Source organism: Sphingomonas sp. IC4-52 (assembly GCF_020707225.1).
In the GTDB taxonomy this organism is placed as follows: Bacteria; Pseudomonadota; Alphaproteobacteria; order Sphingomonadales; family Sphingomonadaceae; genus Sphingomonas.
In genome coordinates this window covers 74,147-96,203 of sequence record NZ_JAJFEU010000004.1, presented here as the reverse complement: position 1 = coordinate 96,203, position 22,057 = coordinate 74,147, and the positions used below count along the sequence as shown (strand labels likewise).

The window sequence follows — 22,057 nt, the reverse complement described above, 5'->3', positions numbered from 1 at the left end:
CTTGCAACAAAGCCGCTTGCCCCGCCGACGCAAACGCCGCAGCTAGCGATCGGGGACGTTGGGGGGAGCAAGCGGTGTGGCGACCGGGCGAGGGCTGATGGGCCGGTCACTCGACCGGGCCACGACATTGCGCCTCGGGCGAACGGTTTCGGCGCAGGCTTATGGCCAGATCGTCACCGTCGTCGTTCAGATTGCGCTGGTTCCGCTGCTTCTCCACGCGTGGGGGCCTGGAACATATGGCGCATGGCTGCTGCTGTCGGCGGTGCCATTCTACCTGACGTTTAGTGACTTCGGGTTCACCTATGTTGCCAAGAACGCAATGGTCATGGCGGTGTCCGCGGGGCAGCGGGACGCCGCCACCCGGGTGTTCCACAGCATCTTCGCGCTCCTGTGTGTCGCAGCGCCATTGCTGCTGGGGCTCAGCGCGCTGATCATCATCGCGGTCGATGTGCCGGATGTCCTCGGCGCTGACGCTGTTACGCCGACGACCGCGCGGGGGACGGTGCTGCTGCTGGTCGTGAACGTCCTTCTGTACCAGTTCTTTCTGCTGGTATGCGCCGGTATCAGGTCCGAAAACCGGCCTGCGAGCGAAGCAATCTGGGCAGCGAGCGCCAGATTGTTGGAGGGCGTGGCCGTCGCAACCGCCGCTGTTGCGGGCGGTGGCCTGGTGGCCGCGGCTGCGGCTATGGTGGGGGCACGGCTGCTTGCGCTCCTCGGCGCTTACCGCTGGCTGCGGCGTCTGTCGGGCTGGCTTCGCCTCGGGGTCCGCGCTGCTGATCGGGAAACCCTGGAGGGGCTGTGGCGCCCCGCCATCGCCTATATGTTGTTGCCGCTCGGTCAGGCGCTTTTGATCCAGGCGCCAGTGCTGGTTGTGGGCGGCGCATTGGGGGCGGTGGGAACCGTGACCTTCGCGATCAGCCGCACGATCACGCGGATGGGCATGGCCGCGATCAACATGATCAATAACAGCGTCACCGCCGAATATGCCGCGCTGGCCGGTAGCGGTGACCACCAGCGCGCAGGGCGGCTCCTGCGCGTTCAGGCGGGCGTCACCTTGTGTATCATTCTCGTTTACGCGGTGACGGTTCTGGTCGCGGCACCGGTGGTGCTGCCTTTGCTGACCCATGGCGCAGTGGCGGCCGCTTACCCGTTTCTCCTGTTACTGGTCGGCAGCGTGGCCGCAGAGATGATATGGTCCAGTCTGTTCACGCCCATTGCGGCGGTGAATCGCCACGGCACCGCCACGGTGATTTTCCTGATCGTTGCCGCCGCGACCGTCGCAATTGCTGGCCCGCTCACCGAAAGGTTCGGGCTGAATGGTACCGCAGCGGCATTGCTGCTCGCGCATGCCGCGATGATCCCCATCACGCTGTTGGCTGGAAACTATCGTGCGCGGTGAGCCGCCCAGCTCTGTCGTCCTGTTTATCGGGCTTTCGGCACGCGGACATGGCGGGATCCAGCGGTTCAACCGGCGGGTGATCGCGTCCTTGAACTCTCTGGGAAGACGAACCGCGGTCGCCATGCGTGCAGATGACAAACGGTGGAAATTCACCTCAACCCTGTTTCGGGCGCTTTGGCGCGCCGACACGGTGCTGATCGGGCATATCAACCTGCTCCCTCTCGCGGCGCTGATCCGGCTGCTGCGCCCTCGAACGCGATTGATCCTCTTTGCCCATGGCATCGAGGTTTGGGGCGACCCGGCGTATCGGCCGGTGCGCCGCTGGGAGCGCACGCTGCTGCGCAACGCAGTGGACGAGGTGGCGATCGTCAGCCGCTTTTCGATGGGCAAAATGGCCGCTGCCTTCGCATTGGATGAAGGCAAGTTCGTTCTCTTCCCCAACGCCGTCGATCTTCCGGGCCAATCGGCGCGTGGGTCGGGCAATACGATCCTGGCGGTCGCACGCCTGAGCGCGGGGGAACGCGAGAAGCATGTCGACAAGCTCGTTCGCGCGCTGCCGGCCCTGCCCGACGCCCGTCTGGTGGTGATCGGTGACGGCCCGTTACGGCGGGAGTTGCAAGTTCTAGCCACAGCGCTCGGCGTGAGTGGGCGGGTGAACTTGCCCGGCAGCGTCGATGAAGCCGAATTGGCGGAAGCTTATGCACGGGCGGACGTCTTCGCCTTGCCTTCGTCAAAGGAGGGGTTCGGGATCGTCTACCTTGAGGCTTGGGCACGCGGCCTGCCGGTGGTGGGATCATGCTTCGGCGGGGCAGGGGAAGTCATCGACGACGGTATTGATGGCATCACCGTGGACCCGGTGGACGTGCCCGCCCTCACGCGGGCGCTGGAGCGGCTGCTGCACGATCCCTCGCTGGCTCAGCAGATGGGCGCGACCGGCCGCCGGAAGGTGGAGCAGCGATATTCCGGCGCTGCCTTTACGAAGAACCTGGAGGCATTGCTCTAGAGCGGCATGCCGTTGATGGGGATCACCCGCATCGGACGAACGCGCCGCACACGGCCCATCAACAGCAACGATGCCGCGATCAGCAGCAGGAAAGGGAAGCTCCGGCAGAAGAAGGACAGCGTGGTGCTGACCTCCTTCTCCGCAAGGAACGTGGTCGCAGAGAGCAGGAATGCGCCCCACACATTCCCGGTGAGCCGCCCGCCCAAAAGATCCAGCACCACAAAGGTCAGGGCCGTGACGAGCATCGGCAGCAGCAGCACGCCCAAAAGGCCGAACGCTGCAAGGCTGCTCGCGATCAGGCCCACCACCGGACGCGCGATGGAGCCGCTCGCGCGAAAGCCATAGTGCCAGGCGATGCGATCAGGCGCATTGGCTAGAGACTTGTCCAGAAGGAATCCCGGCAGCAGGGTTTCCAGCGGGTCACGCCACAAGTCCGCGGCGCCCATCGTTCCATGTTCATCGAGCCCGCGCGCGACAAGGTCGACCGGCTGAATCATGGTGAACCGCTCGGTATTCCAAGCCAGTGGGAAGATATAGCTTTCGCGCCAGCTCAATTGATGACCCAGGGCGATCCGTTCGGCCTCTGCGGCGAGGCGCAGCGGGTCGAAGCCGGCGTTGCGGATGACCTGCCAGGTGGCGGTGATTCTCCCGGTACTGCGCACGTCGGCCATGGTGCGCACGATCTGGATCGCAGGCATGACCAGCGCGAGTAGCAGAATTGCACTCCCCATCATCGGAAGGACCCAGCGCCAGCGGGGCCGCGCACCATGCACGATGAAGACGAGGCCGATGATCAACAGGAAGTCGAACAAGGTCCGCTTCGTATTGTCGGCGAACGTAAGGGCCAGAACGACGACGGCCATCCCCGCGAGCACAGCACGGTGCCGGTATTGACGGGGCTGCAGCACGACAAGCGCCGCCTGCATCGCGGCACCGAGCAGAAGCAGCGGGTAAAAGGTGCCAAACCCGCCGAAGCCACCCGGCTCGAACCCTCCGTCCGCCGCAATCGGCCGGAACTGGGTCTGCAGGAACAAGAACAATGCCCCCGCCAGGAAGATCGGTACGGCGAAACGGACGAGATTGGGCGAATGGCTGGTCACCGCTCGCAACTGCTCCGCTATGCGCGCTGGCCTGCGAACGGCGTGGCTGACCCCGTAGCCGATGCTGATCGAACAGAAACCGAGGAGGAGATATCCGGCGGAAGAATCCGGCACATGCAGGTTGGTGTGAACAGGCTGGCCAGCCAATGTTTTCACGACAAGTGCGCCCGAGCCGAAGTAAACGGTCATGATCGCATAGAGGCCGTCGGATATGCGCCAGCTCGATCGGGTAAGCGGGACGAGCGCGGCGGCGGAAATCATCAGGAGAACCGCGAGAATCCAGAAGCTGGCGCCCAGCAACAGCTGCGCAACAGCCAGAAGCAAGAGGATAATGGAATAAGGCCAGCCAAGCGATCTCATCGGCGAACGTGCGCCTCCCCCCTGTTTCCCCCACAATGACGTACCGGCACAATGCCGAAGCGTCGATACACTGCGTTGCGGGTATCCACCGGATCGCTTAACCTTGCGAACTGGGGGAATAAGCAATGCCAGTGTGCGATGTTGCAGCCGCTTGACGGGCGAACCACGCGCGCGTGGGAAGGGGGAGCCAGTTTTTCGCTGGGAAACCGCCTATACCGTCTTGCCTGGGGCGCGACGTGGTTGCTTCTCGGGCGCTGGAGCCCGCCACAGCTGCGGGCGTGGCGCCGGCTGCTGCTGCGCCTGTTCGGCGCGCGTGTTGCGACAACGGCAAATGTATATGGCAGCGCCCGGATCTGGTCGCCGGCCAACCTCGTGCTTGATGATCATGCCGCGATCGGTCGGGGGCGATCGTCTATTCCATGGCTCGCATCACGATCGGCGCTTATGCCGTGATTTCGCAACGGGCCCATCTGTGCGCTGGCACCCACGACATCGAAGATGCCGCATTCCAGCTTCATGCCCGACCCATCACGATCGGGGCTCGCGCTTGGGTCGCTGCGGAGGCTTTCGTCGGACCAGGCGTGACGGTCGGTGCCGGCGCGGTTCTGGGCGCGCGTGGCTGTGCGATGCGGGATCTGGCGCCCTGGACAGTTTATGGCGGCAACCCGGCGTCGGTTATACGCAGCAGGCGCATCCGCTTCGAGGCGCCGGAATGATCGCCAATGGCTCTCCGGAAAGGTGGCGGGCGCATGGCAAACCGGATCTCACCGTCGTCATCCTGACGTTCAACGAGGCCCATCATATCGGCCGTGCCATTGCCAGCGTGCAGGACATCGCGCGTGAGGTGCTGGTAGTCGACAGCTTCTCGACCGACGACACGGTAGCGCTGGCGCGCGAGGCGGGCGCGCGCGTCCTTCAACACCCATTCACCAGCCATGCCGCGCAGATGCAGTGGGCGCTGGGGCACGGCGGCATCGCAACGGCTTGGACGCTCCGGCTGGATGCCGATGAACTCATCGAGGACGATCTGGCGCTCGCCATCATCCGGACCCTGCCGGGCCTGGATCGTGACGTCACCGGCATCATGCTGAACCGCAAGCACCTCTTCATGGGGCGTTGGATCCGGCATGGCGGGCGTTATCCGCTGTGGCTGCTACGCATCTGGCGAACGGGAGCGGGGCGGGTCGAAAGCCGCTGGATGGACGAGCATGTCGTGGTGGATCGCGGCAGAACGATCAGGATGGCGGGCGGTTTTGTCGACGCCAATCGCGGTGATCTCACCTTTTTCACGGCCAAGCACAACGGCTACGCCACGCGTGAGGCGATCGAAGTGCTGGCCGCACGCCACGCGCTGTTCGATGAAGCGCCGATCGCGCTGACGGGCCAGGCAAAACGCAAGCGGGTGTTGAAGAACAAGGTGTTCCAACGCCTGCCACTATGGGCGGGTCCAATCGGATACTTCCTGTACCGCTACATCGGCCAGGGTGGTTTTCTCGACGGTCGTGCTGGTCTGATCTACCATTTGCTCCAAGGCTTCTGGTACCGCTTCCTTGTGGCCGCCAAGGTTGCCGAGTGGGAGAGCGAGCTGGCGGCCTGCCGAACCCGGGACGAGCGTCTCGCGCGCCTGGCTACGCTTAGTGGACTGCCGATCGCTCCAGCGGCATGACTCGCATCCTGCGCATCATCACCAGCGCCGATCCACGGACCGGCGGCCCGATCGAGGGCGCGCGCAGAATTGGTGAGATCTGGGCCAGCCAAGGGCATTGTCAGGACATGCTGACCCTTGATCCGCCGGAGGAGTGCTACCTGCCCGATTACCCCGGCACCATCATCGGTTTGGGGGCCCCGCGTGGACGAGGACTGCTCAGCCGCTACCGCTACTCGCCGGCGATGGTGCCTTGGCTGCGCGAGCATGCAGCGCGGTACGATGCGGTGATCGTCTCCGGCCTGTGGCGTTATGCCGCGCGTGGCGCCCGGATCGCGCTGGCTGGCGGTGCGACACCCTATTTCGTGTTTCCGCACGGCATGCTGGATCCATGGTTTCGTCGCGAGGCACCGCTCAAACATCTCGGCAAGCAGGCGAGTTGGTGGTGGGCAGAGGGGCCCCTGCTACAAGGCGCGCGCGCCGTGCTGTTCACTAGTGAGGAGGAACGCGTGCGGGCCGAAGGCGCGTTTCGCCCCTACCGCCTTCGCGGCGGCGTCGTAAATTATGGCACGGCTGATCTGAGCGGGGACAGCGCGGCTGACGTTGTAGCCTTTCGTCGGTTGCTGCCCGCACTGGGCGACCGGCCGTTCCTTCTCTTCCTCGGTCGAATTCACCCGAAAAAGGGCTGCGACTTGCTGGTTCATGCTTTCGGCAGCATCGCCGATCGCGAGCCTGCGTTAGATCTGGTGATCGCGGGTCCCGACGAGGTCGGCTTGGTCGCTGGGCTCCGAACCGCCGCGCAACAGGCGGGGTTAGGGGCCCGCGTCCATTTTCCCGGCATGCTTTCAGGTTCGGCCAAGGCAGGCGCATTGCGCGCCGCCAGCGCCTTTGTGCTCCCCTCGCACCAGGAGAACTTCGGTATCGCGCTGGCCGAAGCGCTGGCAGCCGGCACGCCGGTGCTCGTCAGTGATCAGGTGGCGATCTGGCGCGAGGTGGTGGCTGACGGCGCGGGCCTCGTCGCCGCTGACACGCTAGGTGGGACGCGTGAATTGTTGACGCACTTTGCCGATTGTTGTCCCGAACAGCGACTGGCCATGCGCCGCAACGCGCGCGCCTGTTTCGTTGACCGTTTCCACATCCAACGTGCGGCAGACAGCCTCCGCTTGCTGATCGAGCGCGAGATCGGCTGAAGGGCCTGTCCTACATCTCGCTCCCTCCTGTAGAACGTATCGGGAACAACAGGAGTGGTAATGATGGCGGAAGTGGAAGTCCCCGCGGGGTTTGTGCCGCAATATGCGGTTGCATTCGGGGCAGTGGATGCCCCGGCAGTGGCGGTTCACGACGATAATCCCTTGCCGGTGCGGCCCGTACGGAGGCCCGCTGCCTCCACCCCGCTAGCGGGTACGATGATGGCTAGCGGCCTGGCAGGCCCCTTCACGCCAGAGCTGGACCGGCCGATCTGGCTCACGCTGTCGGGGGATTGGTCCGGCGCCGTCGAGCTACTTCGTTCGGTCGACGGTGGCGCGACTGCCCTGCCGCTGACAGCCGCGGGGGCCAGATGGGGGAGATTCACCGCTAACGCCAATGAGGCGGTGGCTGACGAGAGCGAGGTCGGTGCCACCTTTTATCTGTCCGTGACGCTGGTTGCGGGAACGCTGACCTATCGGGTGGCGCAGTGAGCGGGCGGGATATCCTGGCACGCGGCATGGCTGCCCGGGCACGAGATGCGGTCGGTACATCCACACGGCACGGTCGCCTCTTACGGGCGGCAGAGGCAGCGGTTGGACGAAATCCGGCGGTTCTGCGCTCTTGGCTCCCCGCGCCGGCCTATGCGCCGAACTCGGCTTACGCGGTGGGCCAGGTCGTGACGCATGGCGGCAGCTGGTACATGTGCGGCGTCGGCGGCGTCTCGCCATCCGTCGGCCCCGGCCCCGTAAACACCAGCAGCGGCCAATATCTCGCGGATGGCGGCACTTCGCTCTATTGGGCGTACTTGGGCGGCGCGCGTGCCCCCGATCCTGCCGATGGCGCGCCAATCGTGTCGGTCGTTACCAGCAATCCGGCGATTGGCGTCGCTTGGACGCCCGCCGGCCACCCCAAAGCTTATGTCGTGCGCGGGGCGGCAGCATCCCCGCTACGGGGCAATTTCTGGTCGCTCACCAGCTTTGAGGCGAACGCAGGAATGCCGACGTGCGCCGGCGCTTCCGTATCCTTCGCATGCGACGGCGAAAAGGTCGCGCTCTTCCTGCCTGCGGGTTCCGCGCAAATCCGGGTGCTGGTCGACGGCCGCTATCTGATGCCAGGCAGCCATGTGGCGGCGGGGCAGGATCAGTGGATGGTGATCGACTGGACCGCCAGCACTGGGCGGCGCCTGCGGCACTATGAGGTGGAAACCGGGAAGAGCGCCTCCTATTTCGGCGGTGTCCAGGCGCCCGCATCCGCGATCGTGAGTGCGGCTGGCGCTGGCGCCCCGCGGATGGTCGTTATCGGGGACAGCTACAATGCCGGATCCAGCTACGGCCCCTGGCTGGCTGGGGGATCGGTCGCGCAGCTGCTCGCCAAGCGGCTTGGCTGGCGCGACACATGGAATCTCTCCGTCGGCGGGACCGGATATTGCAATCCGTCCGCCACCGGCCTCCTGACCTTTGGTGAGCGAGTCCCCCGGGTGCTGTCGCTGGCGCCGGACGTGATCTTGCTGATGGGGTCGACCAATGACGTCGGTTACACGCCATCCGCTGTCCAGGCGGCAGTTGCCGCGACCTTGAAGGCGATCCGCGCCGGCACCGCGGCCCCGGTCGTTGTCGTCGGAGTGCCGTCGATCAACCTGCCCGGCGCTCCGGCGACGGAGGCGGCCATTGCTGCTGCTGTCGCCCAGCATGGCGATCCGCTTACCTTCTTCGTACCGATCTGCGGGGCGTTACCACCCTGGGTGCTGGGACCTTGGAACAATGGCACCGGAGTGCCTGGTGGGACGGCCAACGCCAGCTTCTATGTCGCGGCGGACAACGTCCATCCGCCCGAAATCGGGTTCGACTATTACGCGCAGCGGATCGAGCAGGCGATCCGATCCGCCGTCCTGCCGGCGCTGACCGCCGCCGCCTAGCGGAGCGCACGCGTGCGCTCGGCCGGGTGGCTCAGCGCACGCGCATGCCGCGGACGCTCCGTCCCCCAATCGTGATGAAATAGCTGCCGATGGCGCCCCGACGAATCCGAATCTTGTCGCCCGGCTTGGGCGGGAAGGTCATCGCCTCGGTGGTTTGCCAGACCGCCTCGTTTTCTCCGTTCAGCCGGATTTCGACTCGCCCGTTCTGCACCTGCCGGGCAGAGGCGACCGTGGTGTTGATCTCGCTGAACTCCTCTTTCTTTTCCTCATCGTCATTGTCGTCGAACAGGCCGACGCGGGGCAGGGTGAAGCCGAAGAGTGACCGCTTCGTGCGCCGCACGTCCTCCTTGTCGAGAATGCGCACCTCCTTGGCCTGAACGGCCTGCTCCAGCGCCGCTGCCGCTTTGTCGAAGCAGGCGAGGCGCTGTTCGGCTGCTGTGATCGCGCGGCATTGCGAGAAGGATCGGAGGACGCGCGAACCCGCCCCGTCCTGCGTTTGCGCCTGCGCGTCCGCCACACCACCTGCACCGATCAGTGCAACCATGAGTGCGCTTGTTGCCAGCCGATGGAACTGCGCCATTTATTGTCTCCCTGAAGTGGTTTGAGCGATAGAGAGTGTCGCGAAAGCGGACAAGGCGGACAGGAAAGTGTTGCCTTCCTGTTACACCCGCGCCGCAATGTTGCAGTTGCGTTGGGTGGAGATTGCAGGGGCGTGATTTGCTGACTAGCCCGTTGCTCCATGTGGGTTGGTCAGGGCCGACTGCACATTAGGGCAAGCCGATAAACCGGGTCCAACCGGGGCATCAAAAGGGAAACACACATGCGCACAACTTTTCGCTCGCGCTTGTTGACGACGACGCTGTTCGTCGGCGCCGTCATGGCCGCCGGCGCTGCGTCCGCTCAACAGGTCGACTCGACCGTCACCCCGGGTGCACCCGCACCGGGCGTTGTCACGCAGGAAGGTGCTGACACGTCCGAGACCTCGACCGGCGACATCGTCGTTACCGGTACGCTGATCAAGAACCCGAACCTCGTTCAGGCGACCCCGGTGAAGGTCGTTGGCGCGGACGAAATCGACCTGCGTCAGGCGAACACCGCGGAAGGCCTGCTGCGCGAACTGCCGGGCATCACCCCGTCGATCGGTTCGGCCGTGAACAACGGCAACGGCGGTGCGTCGTTCGTCAACCTGCGTAACCTCGGTTCGAACCGCAACGTCGTTCTGCTTGACGGTGTGCGCCTGGTCCCGGCCGAACTGAACGGCCGCTTCGACCTTAACAACATCCCGCTGGCGCTGATCGACCGCGTCGACGTGCTGACCGGTGGCGCTTCGACCACCTACGGCGCAGACGCCGTGTCGGGCGTGGTGAACTTCATCACCCGCCGCGATTTCTCGGGCATCGAAGCCAACATTTCCGAGCAGATCAGCGAAGAGGGTGACGCAAACATCTTCCGCGCCGACGTGACGATCGGTGCGAACTTCGACGACGGCCGCGGCAACGCCGTGTTCAGCGTCGGCTACCAGGAAGCCGATCCCCTCTATCAGGGCGACCGCAGCTTCGGCGTTCTCGCGCTCAGCTCGAGCAACGGCGCAGCAGGCGGCTCGGGCACGGCAGTCCCGTCGCGCTTCTCGCTCCCGGGTCAGGGTGTGCGCCAGGTCAATGCAGCCGGCACGGACTTCCGTCCGGGTACCGCGTTCACCGCGTTCAACTTCAACCCGTACAACGTCTATCAGACGCCGTTCCAGCGCTTCAACATGTACGGCGCCGCGAACTACGAGGTGAGCGACGCGGTTGAGGTTTACACCCGCGGCATCTTCTCGAAGAACACCGTATCCACGATCATCGCACCGTCGGGCGCCTTTGCTCTGCCGGTTCAGATCCCGCTCAACAACCCGTTCCTCACCGACGGGCTGCGCAACACGTTCTGCACGGCGAACGGCATTTCGGCGGCAGCTTGCGCCGCCGCTGCCAATCCGGCGCTGACGCCGGGCACGCCGGGCTACCAGGAGGTCACCACCGCTCTGTCGCGTCGTTCGACCGAAGTTGGTCCGCGTATCAGCGAATACACCACGACCTTCTTCGACTATCGCCTGGGCTTCCGCGGCGCGATCACCAGCACGATCGACTGGGACATCTTCGGTTCGTACGGTGAGTCCGAGAACCTGCAGGAAATTCAGGGCTACACCCTGAACTCGCGCGTGCGCGCCAGCTTGCTCGCCAACAACCCGACCACGTGCTTCAGCGGCACGCCGGCCGGCTGCGTTCCGATCAACTGGTTCGGTCCAGAGAACAACGCCACCTGGACGAGCGACGCGATCAACTTCCTGAACGAGACGTCGACCGTTCGTACCCGCACCACCCTGGCGCAGGCACGTGCAACGGTCAGCGGCGACTTCGGCGTGTCCAGCCCGCTCTCCGAAAACCCGATCTCGTTCGCAGTTGGTGGCGAATATCGCCGCTACAGCGCGTCGCAGATCTCCGACACGCTGGCTTCGGCTGGTGAGCTCGGCGGCGCCGGCGGTGCAAACCCGAACATCGACGGCGGCTATGACGTCTACGAAGCGATCGGCGAAATCATCGTCCCGCTGGTTCAGAACCGTCCGTTCTTCCAGGATCTGACGGTCGAAGGCGGCATCCGCTATTCGAGCTATTCGATCGATGCGGCGGGTGATCCGGGCTTCAACACCACCACCTGGAAGGCGGCCGGTAGCTGGACTCCGGTCAACGGCCTGAAGATCCGCGGTAACTATGCTCGCGCCGTTCGTGCGCCGAACATCTCCGAGCTCTTCTCGCCGATCAACACGGTGCTGACCAACCTCAACAACGATCCGTGCGCGACCTTCAACGATGTGGGCGCTCGTATCCGTCCGAACCCGACCGGCGAACTCGCCGCCGTCTGCCTTGCGCAGGGCGCGACGCCTGCGACGATCAACTCGATCGCGCAGCCGACCTCGGGTCAGGCCAACACCACCGGTGGCGGTAATCTCGCGCTGAATCCGGAAACTTCGACCAGCTGGACGGCGGGCGTGGTTTTCCAGCCGAGCTTCATCCCGCGTCTGTCGATCTCGGTTGACTACTACAGCATCAAGATCAAGGACGCGATCACGTCGCCGACGCCGGACGACGCGATCTCGGGTTGCTTCGGTGAACCGGATGCCGCTGGCAACTACTCGCCGGCTCCGGGTGCTGCGGGCACCGCGGCTTGCGCGCTGATCGGCCGTAACCCGCTTACGGGTTCGGTGAGCGGTGACTATGCCACCACTCCGGGCCTGATCCTCGGCACGTCCAACCTCGGCACGCTGGAAACCAGCGGTATCGACGCCACGTTGAACTACGCGCACGATCTGGGCTTCGCGAAGCTCAGCTTGGCCGGTCAGCTCACCTGGGTTGAGAAGTCGCGCTTCCAGGCCGTTGTGGGCGTTGGTGAGAACCGCGAGTGCGTCGGCTACTATTCGGCGAACTGCGGTCAGCCGATCCCCGAGTGGCAGTGGTCGGTGCGTCCGACGCTGACGGTCGAGAACGTGGACATCTCGGTGCTGTGGCGTCACATCGGTTCGACCCGGTATGAGCCGGGCCTGGGTGACCTGTTCGAGGGCACGCTGCCGGCGAGCGCTGGTGGGCTTGCTGGCCGTGAGGTCAACTTCAACCGCATCGGTGCGAAGGACTATATCGACCTCAACACCCGTATCGGTGTCGGCGAGAACCTGACCTTCACCATCGGCATCCAGAACCTGTTCGACATCGAGCCGCCGCTGGTTGGCGGTGAGGCTGGTTCGACCTCGTTCAACAGCGGCAACACCTTCCCGTCGACCTACGACGCGATCGGTCGCCGTTACGTGATGGCTGCGAAGATCCGCTTCTAAGCGCGACCTTCAAACCAACGGAGAAGGGCGGGCCTTGTGCCCGCCCTTTTTTTGTCCGCTGTACGCCCGGCACTTTAGCGCCGGCTCAGCCAAGGCGGTGACCAGACGCGGGTCAGCGAAGCAGCGGATAGGGCAAGGCCATCGGAATCCCGGAGCGCTCTGCGAGCACAACCGCCCAGGCGTGGACCTTGTCGATCTCGTCGCCATGTGCCGCGATGGCTGCCGCCTGCTCCTCGGCCCGATCCCCGGTTGAGAACGGCTGCCCCGATTTGCTGTGCCGCGTCAGGGCTGCGTGGTTGCTAAATCGCTCTGCCGGCAAGCCAAACCACGCCGCAGCCGCACTGGTCACGCGCGCCGGATCAGCCATCAATGCCTCGGAATCGAGCGAACGGACCCGATCCGGGAAATGCTGCGTCAGCAACGCAAACTGTCGCTGCTGCGCGAGCCAGCCTACCGCGGCGACCTGCAAATCGCTCTGCCGGAAATAGTCAGCGGGCTGAAACCCGAGCTCGACCAACCCGTCGTGCAGCAGGCCCTCCAGCAGCTCCCGCGCCCACAATCGACACCACAGCCCCTTGCGCGCCACCGACGCGAGAAACGTGCGCAACGGCGCGTGGAGCAGGATCGCCCGGGAATCTGGTCGCAACGCCAGCATCGGCCGCTGCAAGCCGCACAGGATGTTGGAAGGCTTCACGATCACGCTTTCACCCGGGCTCCACGGACGGGCGAGCAGCGCCATCGCATGGTCGAGCAATCGGGCCAGATCGGGCCCGGTGCGTTCGCCGCGGCGGCGGATGCCTGTCACGTCATTCAGCAGAACCGGTTCGGAAAGGCCCATGGCGGCGCCAGGCAGATCAAGCGCGCGCACCAGCATCGTGGAGGCACAAAAGGCGGAGTGGAAAATGAAGTGCAGCGGTGCCGCATGGCCGCGCGCCGCCGCCAAGGCCGTTTCACGGTCAAGCACGTGCTCCGGCTGCTTGCCGATCAACTCATCTGTCAGAAATGGCCCATTCTGATGCAGTTCGCGCGGAACATATCGATAGAGTAGCTGATCGCGAACTGGCTCGTAACGGTGCGCCAGCCAGCTTGCATCAGCAGGATCGAAAGTGTTGCCGGGATACATTACTTGCCGTTAGCCTTTCTTCGCGGGCGCAGCATTGTCTTTCCAACGTTGTTGCCGCGACATAAGAGGAGGTCATGTCGCTGACCTCTCAAGAAGCCAATGCCCAAGGCCTGGCGGCCCTGCGCAATCGTGATCTCGCGAAGGCGCAACGATGCTTCGAGCAGGCGGTGGCGCTTGATCCGTCCGCGGGTAGCCTGTGGCGCAATCTGGCTCATGCGCGCCGCTTGGCGGGGGATGAGTCTGGTGAGCGTGTGGCGCTGGAAGGGGCCCTCGGCATTGATGCGCGCGATCTCGCCGCTCTGGTGCGGCTGGCGCAATGGTTTGAACGGGCCGGCGACCGACGCGAGGCAATGCTTCGCTGGTCCGGTGTGATTCAATTGGGTGAACAGATCGCCAGTCCCAGCGAGGAACTGGCCGGGCTGCTTGCCCACGCCCGCGATTATTGCGCGCAACAGGGAGCGGCCCTCGCGACACCCATCCGCCAGGCACTTGCGCCACGCTATGACGACTTCGGGCAGACGAGCCGCCGTCGTGCCCAGGCGTTCATCGAACATTCGCTCGGCACCCGTCGCATTTATCCGAATGTCTGTGCGGGCATTCACTATCCCTTTTTGCCCGCTGACGAATTCTTTGACGACCATCATTTTCCCTGGTTCGCGGATCTCGCCGCCAGGACAGACGCGATCCGCGCCGAGCTTCAGGCGCTGATCGCGGATCCCGGCGCGGATCTGATCCCCTATGTTCGAATGGAAAAGGGGGTTTCCGGCAGCCAGTGGGATCCACTCAACCACAATCTCGATTGGGGCGCCTGCTTCCTGTGGGAATATGGTCGCCCCAACACGCCCGTGCTGGATCGCTGCCCCAACACGGCAGCCGCATTGGCGGCACTGCCAGGTGCGCGCATTCCGGGCAGGGCGCCCAGCGCGTTCTTTTCCATGCTGAAGCCGCACACCCGCATTCCGCCGCATACTGGCGTCACCAATACGCGGGCCATCGTGCATCTGCCCTTGATCGTGCCACCGGGCTGCGGCTTCCGCGTCGGTGGGGAAACCCGGGAATGGGTGGTCGGCCAACCCTTCGCTTTTGATGACACCATCGAACATGAAGCATGGAACAACAGCGATGAGTTACGCGCCGTGCTGATCTTTGACGTCTGGAATCCACATCTTTCCCCGGAAGAGCAGGCCATTGTTGCCGACTATTGCGCCATGGTAGATGAACTATCGAGTTCCCCTGTCGTGGGGTGAGCGGATCAAGTTCAAACGGGGAGAATGGGGAATGTCGGGTATTTCTGTTGCGCTTGCTGTCTTGCTTCAGGCTGCGGCCACGCCTGCTTCTGCGATGCCGGCATCGCCGCCCGCCGATTCGCCCATCTGTCGTCGCATCGAAGTAACCGGTTCGCTCGTGCGCAAGGAAAGGGTCTGCAAGACCAAGGCTGAATGGCGCGCTGTTGATGAAAACGGCAATTCTCGCGCCCGGGCGATTGTTGATTACAGCACCGGGCGTCCGACCGGTCAGTAATCATCGGCTGCTTGGTCGCGGCGGGTGTGTGGGGGCACCTCCCGCCGCGTGAAGCGTGCGCCCATGTGGGCGGCGCTTGGGGGGAACATCAATGATCAGGTCTTTGGGGCTGTTGCTTCAGGTTGCGGCTGTGTCCGACGGTATATCGCCGCCGCCAGCGGAACGCGTTTGCCGCAAGATCGAAATCACCGGCTCGCTGGTCCGCAAGGAGCGTGTTTGCAAGACCAAGGCGGAATGGCGCCAGGTGGAAGAATGGGGCAACCGTCGCGCCCGCGCTATCATCGAGCATAGCGCCGGCCGCCCGCTTTCCGATACGATGTAGTCACTTACCGGTCAAAAGATCCCCAGGAACTTCTTGCGCTGTTCCTTGCCGGGTTTCTCCTTGCCCTTCTCGTCCTTGGCGGTGGTGCCGCTGCCGACGTCGTCGCGCTTCTCGCCCTTGGTGGTGCGTTGCGCGGCTGCCGTTGCCCCCGCCAGCACCGGGCCACAAGCGGCCGACTTCGCGTCGCCTATGTCGACAAAGGCGAGAACGCCCGCCAGCGGCGAGGCTACCACTGCCAGACCGAGGCCAGCGCCTGCCCGGCCGATCAACTGCGGGCTGATCACGTCAAGCGACGGCGCGGAGAAATAGCCGCCGATCCCGACCGGCGACTGGCCGGAAAACAGGCTGAACTTCTTGGCGTCGGCGCGAATGGCAAGGTCAACCGCCTCGGTGCGGAAGCTGAAGCCGCCGCGGCCAAGGATCACGTTCTTGCTGGTGTCGATCAGGATCGGGTCTGCCGCCGCGATGCCGCTGCGCACGGTGAAGGCGACGAGGCCGCAATTGATCTCGACCGGCTTCTTCAGCTTTCCGGCGAACATCTTCTGGACAAAGGTGCCGATGTCGAGCTCGGACAACTGGACGTTGCGTGTCCAGAGCGCGCCCTGCGGCATGACGAAGGCGATCCGGCCGCTCGACGTCGCGAGCGAATCAGCAATCGAGTCGCCCCGCCCGTTCAGCTGGATACGGCCCTTGATGGTGCCGGTGGTGCCCGATTCCGCGACGCCCCAGCCTGCGAACAGCCGACCCATCGGCGTCGGCGCGAGGCGGAAGTCATACTTCACCGCACTTGGCCGTTGGCGCGTATCGAACACGATGTCGCTGGCGACGTTGCCGCGCGCCATGGCGAAGTTGAACGGCGACAGCGCCAGGCGGCCGCGATCGAGATCGAGCGTCAGCTCCATGTTCGAGATCGGCACGCGGCGCGACTTCACCTGGTCGACCGTCCACACGAGGTCAGCGTCGAAGGTGCGCATCTTCTCGACCGGCATGTCATCGTCCGGGAGCAGCTTGCGCGGGCCTGATCCGGTCGCCGCCGCCGCCGCGACCGCACCCCTCGTTTCGACGATGTCGGGATTATAGCCGACAAGGACCGAGGCATCGACGATATCAAGGCTGCGGGTACGGATCACCGAATCGAGGTGCAGCCGATCCCCGTTGGTCACCGTCAGCCTGCCCGCGACGTCGCTCTCGCCGACGGTGCCGGCGATGTTGGTGAAGCGGTAAACCTCGCCGTCCTTCACCATCCGGCCCTTCAGCGCATAGCGCCGCGTTTCGGGCAGGACGACCCCGATGATGCCGAGCAGCTCGGACAGGTCACGCCCGCGCGCGCGGGTCTGCAGCGGCACCTTCTCGATCTCGGCGAGCGAGGGGAGCGTGCCCGACACGTCGACCACGTTGTTCGCGGCCCAGGCGCGCGCCGTCAGCTTGTTCTCGCCGCGGTTCACCGTCGCGTCGGGGGACAGCAATTGCGCGGTGACGCGGAACGGCGTGTCGCGGATGCGGCCGGTACCGCCGACCCGCACCGACTTGCCGATCTGCGCATCTTCCGAACGGATGTCCTCGATCCCGAGATCGGCGAGCAGCCGCATGCGGGGATCAAGATAGCGCACCGTCGTGCCGCGCACGGTTGCGACGTCGATGCGCGGAAACTCTAGCGGCTTGCCGCCCTTCTTCTCGCTGAACGTCCAGGTGTTGGTGGTATGCCCGGCGTTCCACTCCAGATCCGCCGCGCCGTTTTGCAGGTCGAGCCAGTGGAGTCGCCGCTTGCCGAACAGCAGTGACAGTGGCGCGATTCGCGTGTCGATCCGGTCGGCGCGGAACAGATAGGGCCGCGTCGCCCAGGCCGGATTGGCGATGGTGAAGCGCTCGGCGTAGAATTTGATCCTGAGCGGCGCGAAATACAGCTGGAAATCGCCGCCGACGCGCACCTCACGGTTGGCCATCCGGCCGACGATCGTCTCGAACGGCCCTTTCAGAAATCGGCCCTTGGTGATGAACAGCACCAGCCAGATGAGCGCGGGGATGGCGAGGATGGCGATGATCGTGTTGCGCAGGATATGGCGGCGGCGACGCGGATCGCGCGGGCCGTTGTCCGGCAAGGGCTTTGCCCCGGACAGCGCAGGCTGCCGATCAGGTTTAGTCGCCATGTCCATGAAAGCGCAAATCGCATGGCGCAGGGGTTGGTTGCATTTCACCCGCCCCGCCGCTATGCGCCCCGCTTCTTCCCAGCGAGGTGAAAAGAATCGCCCGGCCATCAGGGCTGCCGCGGCGGTTCCAGTCTCGCTCGATTTGAAAGGACCAAAATGCCCAAGCTCAAGACCAAGAGCGGCGTCAAGAAGCGCTTCAAGCTCACCGCATCCGGCCTGCTCAAGCACGGCGTCGCTGGCAAGCGCCACCGCCTGATCAGCCACAACAGCAAGTACATCCGCCAGAACCGCGGCACCAAGGTGCTGTCGAAGGCCGACACCGCGACGGTGAAGGCCTGGGCGCCGTACGGCCTGCGTTGAGCGAGAGGAACTAGCACATGGCACGCATCAAGCGGGGCGTAACCACTCGCGCCAAGCACAAGAACATTCTGGAACAGGCCAAGGGTTACCGCGGTCGCCGGAAGAACACGATCCGCATCGCGCGGCAGGCCGTCGAAAAGGCCGGCCAGTATGCGTATCGCGACCGGAAGGTTAAGAAGCGGACCTTCCGCGGCCTGTGGATCCAGCGCATCAACGCCGGCGTCCGCGCCGAGGGCCTGACCTACAGCCAGTTCATGCATGGCCTGAAGCTTGCGGGCATCGATCTGGACCGCAAGGTCCTGGCCGACATCGCGATGCACGAAGGCGAAGCGTTTACGGCGCTCGTCGCTCAGGTGAAGAACGCGTTGCCGGCCCAGGCCTAAGCCCCTTCATCTGAAGCGACACGAAGGGCGTGGGTGGCAACACCCGCGCCCTTTGCGTGTCTGGCGCCTTCCCGAGTAAAGCGCGCCTAACAACCCGCATGGGCGAGACTGATGACCGAGATTGACGACCTGAAGACGCACCTGCTGACCGCGATCGAGGCCGCGGCCGGGCTGGAGGCGCTGGAAACCGTGCGCGTCGACGCGCTGGGCAAGCAGGGCCGCGTTACCGCGCTGCTGAAGTCGATGGGCGGCCTCAGCCCCGAGGAGCGCCAGGTGAAGGGACCGGCGATCCACGGCCTGCGCGAGGCGGTGACCACTGCGATCGCCAATCGCAAGGCCACGCTGGAGGCTGCCGCGCTGGAGGCGAAGCTCGCCGCCGAGCGTGTCGACATGACGCTGCCGGTCGATACGCCGCTTGCCGGCACGATCCACCCGGTCAGTCAGGTGATGGACGAACTGGCGGAGATCTTTGCCGACCTCGGCTTCGCGGTCGCCACCGGCCCGGAGATGGAGACCGACTGGCACAATTTCACCGCGCTCAACATTCCGGAAACCCACCCGGCGCGCGCGATGCATGATACGTTTTACCTCGAGCTTCCAGCGAGAGCGGCCGGCGGCGGGCAAAGCCCGCCGTCCGACGGCGACGGCTCTGCCGACGCCGCGGCCCGGGCGGAGCCCCGTCTGCTGCGCACCCACACCAGCCCGGTGCAGATCCGCACCATGCTCGCGAACAAGCCGCCGATCCGCATCATCGCGCCCGGCCGCACCTATCGCAGCGACAGCGACGCGACCCACACGCCGATGTTCCACCAGGTCGAGGGCCTCGTGATCGACAAGGGGATCACGATGGGGCACCTCAAATGGACGCTCGAGACGTTCCTGAAGGCCTTCTTCGAGCGTGACGATATCGTGCTGCGGTTGCGCCCCAGCTACTTCCCCTTCACCGAGCCGTCGGCGGAGGTCGACGTCGGCTACACGCTGCAAAAGGGCAAGCGCGTGATCGGCGGGGGCGGCGACGTGCTCAATGGCGGCTGGATGGAGGTGCTGGGCAGCGGCATGGTCCACCCCAAGGTAATTGCTGCCTGCGGGCTCGATCCCGACGAATGGCAGGGCTTCGCCTTCGGCTGCGGCATCGATCGCCTCGCCATGCTGAAATACGGCATGGACGATCTGCGCGCCTTCTTCGACGGCGATATCCGCTGGCTCAAGCATTATGGCTTCTCCGCCCTCGACGTCCCGACGCTGTCGGGCGGCGTCGGCGCGGCGTGATCGGACGACTGAAATGAAATTCACGCTTTCCTGGCTCAAGGACCACCTGGAAACCTCCGCCTCGCTTGACGAGATCCTGGTCGGCCTCACGCGCATCGGGCTTGAGGTCGAGGGTGTCGAGAACCCGGGCGAGAAGCTCGCCGCCTTTCGCATCGCCAAGGTGCTGACCGCCGAGCGCCACCCACAGGCGGACAAGCTTCAGGTGCTCTCGGTCGACGCCGGTGACGGCCCCTTGCAGGTCGTGTGCGGCGCGCCCAACGCCCGCGCCGGCCTCGTCGGCGTGTTCGGCTCTCCCGGCGCGACCGTGCCGGCGAACGGCATGGTGCTGAAGGTCGCGGCGATCCGCGGCGTCGAATCGAACGGCATGATGTGCTCCACGCGCGAGTTGGAGCTGGGCGACGATCATGACGGCATCATCGAACTCGCCGCCGACGCGCCGGTCGGCGAAGTCTATGCCGAATGGGCGGGCCTCAACGATCCCGTCATCGACGTGTCGATCACGCCCAACCGGCAGGATTGCATGGGCGTGCGCGGCATCGCCCGCGATCTGGCCGCCGCTGGCCTTGGCACGCTGAAGCCGCTGAGCGTCGAGCCGGTCGCGGGCGAAGGCCCCGGCCCCGACGTGCGCACCGATGATCTCGCCGGCTGCCCGGCCTTCTTTGCGCAGGGCGTGAACGGGGTCAGCAACGAGGCATCGCCCGAGTGGCTGGCGAAGCGCCTCCGTGCGATCGGGCAGAAGCCGATCTCGGCCTTGGTCGACATCACCAATTACATCACCGTCGATCTCGGCCGGCCGCTGCACGTCTATGACAAGGCGAAGCTGTCCGGCGGCCTTGTCGCGCGCAAGGCGAAGGCGGGCGAGACGGTCCTTGCGCTGAACGGCAAGACCTACACGCTCGACGAAACGATGACGGTCATCGCCGACGACGCCCATGTCCACGACATCGGCGGCATCATGGGCGGTGAAGAGTCGGGCGTGTCGGACACGACGACGGACGTCATCATCGAATGCGCCTATTTCGATCCCGAACATATCGCGCGCACCGGCCAGAAGCTGATGCTGACCAGCGATGCGCGCCAGCGGTTCGAGCGCGGTGTCGATCCGGCCTTCCTCGACGATGGCCTTGCGATCGCGACGCGCCTCGTGATCGATCTGTGCGGCGGTCAGCCGACGGGCATCACCCGCGCCGGTGAGCCGCCGCTCGGCACGCGCGGCTACGCCTATGATCCCGCCCGCGCCGAAACGCTCGGCGGTCTCGCCGTCGCGCCGGAGCGGCAGCGCGCGATCCTTCAGTCGCTCGGCTTCACCGTCAGCGACGATTGGCAGGTCACCCCGCCGACGTGGCGCCGCGACATCGACGGCGCGGCCGATCTGGTCGAGGAAGTGATCCGTATAGAGGGCATCGACAACGTCCCCTCGGTGCCGCTGCCCCGCACCCCGGGTGTCGCGACGCCCACCGCGACGCCGGAGCAGAAGCTGGAGCGCCGCGTCCGCCGCGCCGCCGCCGCCCGCGGCCTAGACGAAGCCGTGACGTGGAGCTTTATCTCGGAGGCTGAGGCCGCGCCCTTCGGTGGCGGCGCTTTCACCCTCGCCAATCCGATCAGCGAGGACCTGAAGGTCATGCGTCCGTCGCTGCTGCCCGGCCTGCTCTCGGCCGCGGCGCGCAACGTGCGGCGCGGGGCCGGCACGATCCGCCTGTTCGAGATCGGCCGCCGCTATCTCGCCGATAAGGAACGCCCGACGCTCAGCCTCGTCCTCGCCGGCGACCGCCGCGCGCGGCACTGGCAGACCGGCAAGGCGCAAGGCTTCGACGCGTTCGACGCCAAGACGGAGGCGCTAGCGCTGCTCGCCGCCGCCGGTGCGCCGGTCGACAATTTGCAGGTGTTCGGCGAAGCCGGTGACGCCTGGCATCCGGGCCAGTCGGGCACGCTGCGGCTGGGGCCCAAGACGGTGCTCGCCGCCTTCGGCATCCTCCACCCCAACGTCACCCGCGCGTTCGATCTCGACGCCGGCGTCGCCGCGGTGGAGCTGTACCTGGATGCGATTCCCGCGAAGCGCTCCGCTGGCTTCATGCGCCCGGCCTATACGCCGCCCGCGCTCCAGGCCGTCCGCCGCGACTTCGCCTTCCTCGTGCCCGAGGGTCTGGCCGCTGACGCGCTCGCCCGCGCCGTGAAGGGCGCGGACAAGGCCGCGATCGTCTCCGCCCGCGTGTTCGACGTCTTCACCAAGGACGGGGAAACCTCGATGGCCGTCGAGGTGGTACTGCAACCGGGCGAGAAGGCGTTCGTCGAGGCGGAGCTGAAGGCGATCGCCGACAAGGTCGTCGCGGCCGCCGCGAAGCTGGGCGCCTCGCTCAGGGGATAACGCAAACTCGTCATCCCCGCGAAGGCGGGGATCCATATACGCCACGGTCACGGCTCTATCGCCGACATCAGCGTTTAAGGATTCCCGCCTTCGCG

Annotated in this window: 19 protein-coding genes; 15 read left to right on the top strand and 4 right to left on the bottom strand. The window is 65.3% G+C overall.

The features are described from left to right. The first annotated feature begins 97 nt into the window (after nt 1–97). Both LK535_RS11330 and LK535_RS11325 read left to right on the top strand, forming a co-directional pair. Complete coding sequence (locus LK535_RS11330; protein WP_227772022.1) at nt 98–1,399, top strand: lipopolysaccharide biosynthesis protein; 1,302 nt, start codon at nt 98–100, stop codon at nt 1,397–1,399. 121 nt (nt 1,400–1,520) lie between these two features. Next, nucleotides 1,521–2,402 (top strand): glycosyltransferase family 4 protein, encoded by an 882-nt coding sequence (locus tag LK535_RS11325; protein WP_227772021.1) that lies wholly within the window; start codon nt 1,521–1,523, stop codon nt 2,400–2,402. Here LK535_RS11325 and LK535_RS11320 read toward each other — a convergent pair. After that, nucleotides 2,399–3,862, bottom strand: coding sequence for a hypothetical protein (locus LK535_RS11320; RefSeq protein ID WP_227772020.1), 1,464 nt, complete (start codon nt 3,860–3,862; stop codon nt 2,399–2,401). The two genes, LK535_RS11325 and LK535_RS11320, sit on opposite strands and share 4 nt — an antisense overlap. 419 nt (nt 3,863–4,281) lie before the next feature. Here LK535_RS11320 and LK535_RS11315 point away from each other — a divergent pair, with 419 nt between their 5' ends. From LK535_RS11315 to LK535_RS16940, 5 genes are read left to right on the top strand one after another with little or no spacing between them, the layout of a single operon-like run. Beyond that, nucleotides 4,282–4,578, top strand: coding sequence for a hypothetical protein (locus LK535_RS11315; protein ID WP_227772019.1), 297 nt, complete (start codon nt 4,282–4,284; stop codon nt 4,576–4,578). After that, entirely contained in the window at nt 4,575–5,528 is a 954-nt protein-coding gene (locus tag LK535_RS11310) for a glycosyltransferase family 2 protein (protein ID WP_227772018.1), read from the top strand. Before LK535_RS11315 ends, LK535_RS11310 begins: the two co-directional genes overlap by 4 nt. Then, entirely contained in the window at nt 5,525–6,697 is a 1,173-nt protein-coding gene (locus LK535_RS11305) for a glycosyltransferase (protein WP_227772017.1), read from the top strand. The genes LK535_RS11310 and LK535_RS11305 overlap by 4 nt, the downstream gene beginning before the upstream one ends. Nucleotides 6,698–6,757: 60 nt before the next feature. Further along, nucleotides 6,758–7,186: a hypothetical protein gene (locus LK535_RS11300; protein WP_227772016.1), complete on the top strand. Its 429-nt coding sequence runs from the start codon at nt 6,758–6,760 to the stop codon at nt 7,184–7,186. Then, nucleotides 7,183–8,610: an SGNH/GDSL hydrolase family protein gene (locus LK535_RS16940; RefSeq protein ID WP_227772015.1), complete on the top strand. Its 1,428-nt coding sequence runs from the start codon at nt 7,183–7,185 to the stop codon at nt 8,608–8,610. Before LK535_RS11300 ends, LK535_RS16940 begins: the two co-directional genes overlap by 4 nt. A 31-nt stretch (nt 8,611–8,641) precedes the next feature. On the opposite strand, the gene LK535_RS11290 is transcribed toward LK535_RS16940, so the two are convergent. Further along, complete coding sequence (locus tag LK535_RS11290; protein WP_227772014.1) at nt 8,642–9,190, bottom strand: hypothetical protein; 549 nt, start codon at nt 9,188–9,190, stop codon at nt 8,642–8,644. 240 nt (nt 9,191–9,430) lie between these two features. Between LK535_RS11290 and LK535_RS11285 the strand changes: the two genes are divergently transcribed. Further along, nucleotides 9,431–12,472: a TonB-dependent receptor domain-containing protein gene (locus tag LK535_RS11285; RefSeq protein WP_227772013.1), complete on the top strand. Its 3,042-nt coding sequence runs from the start codon at nt 9,431–9,433 to the stop codon at nt 12,470–12,472. 112 nt (nt 12,473–12,584) lie between these two features. Here LK535_RS11285 and LK535_RS11280 read toward each other — a convergent pair whose 3' ends face one another. Continuing rightward, nucleotides 12,585–13,595, bottom strand: a complete 1,011-nt coding sequence (locus LK535_RS11280) for a hypothetical protein (protein WP_227772012.1) — start codon at nt 13,593–13,595, stop codon at nt 12,585–12,587. Nucleotides 13,596–13,669: 74 nt separating this feature from the next. Between LK535_RS11280 and LK535_RS11275 the strand changes: the two genes are divergently transcribed. From LK535_RS11275 to LK535_RS11265, 3 genes are all read left to right on the top strand, one after another. Next, a complete protein-coding gene (locus tag LK535_RS11275) occupies nt 13,670–14,842 on the top strand; it encodes an aspartyl/asparaginyl beta-hydroxylase domain-containing protein (protein ID WP_227772011.1) in 1,173 nt (390 codons plus the stop codon). Next, a complete protein-coding gene (locus tag LK535_RS11270) occupies nt 14,811–15,116 on the top strand; it encodes a hypothetical protein (protein ID WP_227772010.1) in 306 nt (101 codons plus the stop codon). The genes LK535_RS11275 and LK535_RS11270 overlap by 32 nt, the downstream gene beginning before the upstream one ends. A 91-nt stretch (nt 15,117–15,207) precedes the next feature. Beyond that, the gene (locus tag LK535_RS11265) at nt 15,208–15,438 is read left to right on the top strand and encodes a hypothetical protein (protein WP_227772009.1); all 231 of its coding nucleotides are present in this window, start codon (nt 15,208–15,210) and stop codon (nt 15,436–15,438) included. A gap of 11 nt (nt 15,439–15,449) precedes the next feature. On the opposite strand, the gene LK535_RS11260 is transcribed toward LK535_RS11265, so the two are convergent. After that, nucleotides 15,450–17,585 (bottom strand): AsmA family protein, encoded by a 2,136-nt coding sequence (locus tag LK535_RS11260; protein ID WP_227772008.1) that lies wholly within the window; start codon nt 17,583–17,585, stop codon nt 15,450–15,452. Between the two features lie 156 nt (nt 17,586–17,741). Between LK535_RS11260 and rpmI the strand changes: the two genes are divergently transcribed. The 4 genes from rpmI to pheT all read left to right on the top strand — a co-directional run bounded on the left by rpmI (nt 17,742) and on the right by pheT (nt 21,962). After that, the gene (gene rpmI, locus LK535_RS11255; protein ID WP_046407959.1) at nt 17,742–17,945 is read left to right on the top strand and encodes a 50S ribosomal protein L35; all 204 of its coding nucleotides are present in this window, start codon (nt 17,742–17,744) and stop codon (nt 17,943–17,945) included. A 17-nt stretch (nt 17,946–17,962) separates the two neighbouring features. Beyond that, nucleotides 17,963–18,328 carry a 50S ribosomal protein L20 gene (gene rplT, locus LK535_RS11250; protein WP_145117787.1) on the top strand — a complete coding sequence of 122 codons (366 nt, stop codon included), beginning with the start codon at nt 17,963–17,965 and terminating at the stop codon, nt 18,326–18,328. A gap of 111 nt (nt 18,329–18,439) precedes the next feature. Further along, a complete protein-coding gene (gene pheS, locus LK535_RS11245; RefSeq protein ID WP_227772007.1) occupies nt 18,440–19,597 on the top strand; it encodes a phenylalanine--tRNA ligase subunit alpha in 1,158 nt (385 codons plus the stop codon). 13 nt (nt 19,598–19,610) lie between these two features. Then, nucleotides 19,611–21,962 (top strand): phenylalanine--tRNA ligase subunit beta, encoded by a 2,352-nt coding sequence (gene pheT, locus LK535_RS11240; protein WP_227772006.1) that lies wholly within the window; start codon nt 19,611–19,613, stop codon nt 21,960–21,962. The last annotated feature ends 95 nt before the right edge of the window (nt 21,963–22,057 follow it).

What these genes read in the sequence shown, in the direction of transcription:
- LK535_RS11330 (WP_227772022.1), top strand. Translation starts at nt 98, where the DNA reads ATGGGCCGGTCACTCGACCGGGCCACGACATTGCGCCTCGGGCGAACG.
- LK535_RS11325 (WP_227772021.1), top strand. Translation starts at nt 1,521, where the DNA reads ATGCGTGCAGATGACAAACGGTGGAAATTCACCTCAACCCTGTTTCGG.
- LK535_RS11320 (WP_227772020.1), bottom strand. Translation starts at nt 3,862, where the DNA reads ATGAGATCGCTTGGCTGGCCTTATTCCATTATCCTCTTGCTTCTGGCT.
- LK535_RS11315 (WP_227772019.1), top strand. Translation starts at nt 4,282, where the DNA reads ATGGCTCGCATCACGATCGGCGCTTATGCCGTGATTTCGCAACGGGCC.
- LK535_RS11310 (WP_227772018.1), top strand. Translation starts at nt 4,575, where the DNA reads ATGATCGCCAATGGCTCTCCGGAAAGGTGGCGGGCGCATGGCAAACCG.
- LK535_RS11305 (WP_227772017.1), top strand. Translation starts at nt 5,525, where the DNA reads ATGACTCGCATCCTGCGCATCATCACCAGCGCCGATCCACGGACCGGC.
- LK535_RS11300 (WP_227772016.1), top strand. Translation starts at nt 6,758, where the DNA reads ATGATGGCGGAAGTGGAAGTCCCCGCGGGGTTTGTGCCGCAATATGCG.
- LK535_RS11290 (WP_227772014.1), bottom strand. Translation starts at nt 9,190, where the DNA reads ATGGCGCAGTTCCATCGGCTGGCAACAAGCGCACTCATGGTTGCACTG.
- LK535_RS11285 (WP_227772013.1), top strand. Translation starts at nt 9,431, where the DNA reads ATGCGCACAACTTTTCGCTCGCGCTTGTTGACGACGACGCTGTTCGTC.
- LK535_RS11280 (WP_227772012.1), bottom strand. Translation starts at nt 13,595, where the DNA reads ATGTATCCCGGCAACACTTTCGATCCTGCTGATGCAAGCTGGCTGGCG.
- LK535_RS11275 (WP_227772011.1), top strand. Translation starts at nt 13,670, where the DNA reads ATGTCGCTGACCTCTCAAGAAGCCAATGCCCAAGGCCTGGCGGCCCTG.
- LK535_RS11270 (WP_227772010.1), top strand. Translation starts at nt 14,811, where the DNA reads ATGAACTATCGAGTTCCCCTGTCGTGGGGTGAGCGGATCAAGTTCAAA.
- LK535_RS11265 (WP_227772009.1), top strand. Translation starts at nt 15,208, where the DNA reads ATGATCAGGTCTTTGGGGCTGTTGCTTCAGGTTGCGGCTGTGTCCGAC.
- LK535_RS11260 (WP_227772008.1), bottom strand. Translation starts at nt 17,585, where the DNA reads ATGGCGACTAAACCTGATCGGCAGCCTGCGCTGTCCGGGGCAAAGCCC.
- rpmI (WP_046407959.1), top strand. Translation starts at nt 17,742, where the DNA reads ATGCCCAAGCTCAAGACCAAGAGCGGCGTCAAGAAGCGCTTCAAGCTC.
- rplT (WP_145117787.1), top strand. Translation starts at nt 17,963, where the DNA reads ATGGCACGCATCAAGCGGGGCGTAACCACTCGCGCCAAGCACAAGAAC.
- pheS (WP_227772007.1), top strand. Translation starts at nt 18,440, where the DNA reads ATGACCGAGATTGACGACCTGAAGACGCACCTGCTGACCGCGATCGAG.
- pheT (WP_227772006.1), top strand. Translation starts at nt 19,611, where the DNA reads ATGAAATTCACGCTTTCCTGGCTCAAGGACCACCTGGAAACCTCCGCC.